Below are 1,391 nucleotides of genomic sequence, written 5' to 3'. Positions count from 1 at the left end.
TTCTTGCCCAGCGGATGGTTGATCGCGGTCTTGCCGCCGACCGACGAATCCACCTGCGCCAGCAACGTTGTCGGGACCTGGACGAAGGGGATGCCGCGCATGTAGCAGGCCGCCGCGAAGCCGGTGATGTCGCCGACCACGCCGCCGCCCAACGCATAGAGCATCGTCTTGCGATCGGCGCCGGCACGCAGCAACGCGCCGAAGATGCGCTCCAGCGAACTCCAGTCCTTGTGGATCTCGCCATCCGGCAGTTCGACCAGCAGGCAGTGGGCAATGTGCTGCCTCAGCAGATTCTGCAGCCGCTGCGCATACAAGGGCGCCACGGTCGGGTTCGTCACGATGACGGCACTGCTGCCCTGCGGCAGGCCTTGCAACACGTCGCGGTCCGACAACAGGCCGCAGCCGATCGCGATGTCGTAGGCCCGGTCGGCCAGTTCGATCCTGACCCTGCTTCGCTCGTCGTTCATGGGCGCAGTTTAGCGCCGCTCGTTTCGCGCCTCGTCCGTGTGTGCCGCATCGGGGCGCCGCATCACGATGCCGGCCAGCTCCAGCTGCATCAGCAAGGTGTTGACCTGGGTCGGGACCGTCGCGCGACCGCTGTCGACGATGAGGTGGGCCGTCTCGCGATAGAGCGGGTCTCTTTGCGTGAACAGCTCCCGCAGCCGCGAGCGCGGATCTCCGACCTGCAACAGAGGCCGCTGCGTGTCGGTCCGCAGCCGGCGGTACAGCTCGTCCGGACTGCAGCGCAGGTAGACGACGTGACAGCGTTCGCGCAGCACCCTGYGATTGTCCACACGCAGCACGGCTCCGCCACCGGTCGCGAGCACGGTCCGGTCCAGCCCGCTCAGCTCGCCGATCACCGCGGACTCGATCTCGCGAAAGCGATCTTCGCCTTCACGCTCGAAGAAGCTGCGGATCGAACCGTCGATGCGCGTCTCGATGACGCCGTCGGAATCGCGAAAGTCCCAACCGATGCGGCGCGCCAGCTGGCGGCCGATCGTGGATTTGCCTGAGCCAGGCATGCCGACCAGCGCGAGCAACTCATGTCCCTCGCCGGGGCCGCTCATCGGCACATGCCCCCCGCCGCAAGCGGCCGGTCAGCTCGGCTTGGTCGGCGTCGCACTGACCTTCAAGGTCGTGAGGTGTTCCAGCGCGTCCTTCACGACCACCTGGACGGTCGTCATGCAGGCGCCATCCGCGACCGTCACCGTGAAGCTGCCGCCCCGGTTGCCAACACTGGTCGTGTTCAGCGTGATCCCGCTCGTGTTCGTGTTGTCGATGTGATAAGGAGCCACCCCGCCGTAGACGAAGATCTGTGCGGATCCGCCCAGACAGTTGGTGCCGTCACCCTGGAAGGTGATGTCGGTCGGCACTGTCTGGAGCGCCGTGGG

The 1,391-nt window shown here is 66.5% G+C and carries 3 protein-coding genes; all 3 read right to left on the bottom strand.

Features of this window, described 5'->3' with window-relative positions:
• Positions 1-467: 3-dehydroquinate synthase family protein (locus tag AC1D15_RS32330; RefSeq protein WP_477829277.1), on the bottom strand; the 467-nt coding region annotated here is incomplete at its 3' end.
• A gap of 9 nt (positions 468-476) precedes the next feature.
• A complete protein-coding gene (locus AC1D15_RS32325) occupies positions 477-1,022 on the bottom strand; it encodes a shikimate kinase (protein WP_477829278.1) in 546 nt (181 codons plus the stop codon).
• 75 nt (positions 1,023-1,097) lie between these two features.
• Positions 1,098-1,391 (bottom strand): hypothetical protein (locus tag AC1D15_RS32320; protein WP_477829276.1); only part of this gene is annotated, 294 nt, incomplete at its 5' end.

The organism is Rhizobacter sp. P2_H2, assembly GCF_056403375.1.
This window is presented reverse-complemented; position numbering and strand designations above follow the sequence as displayed.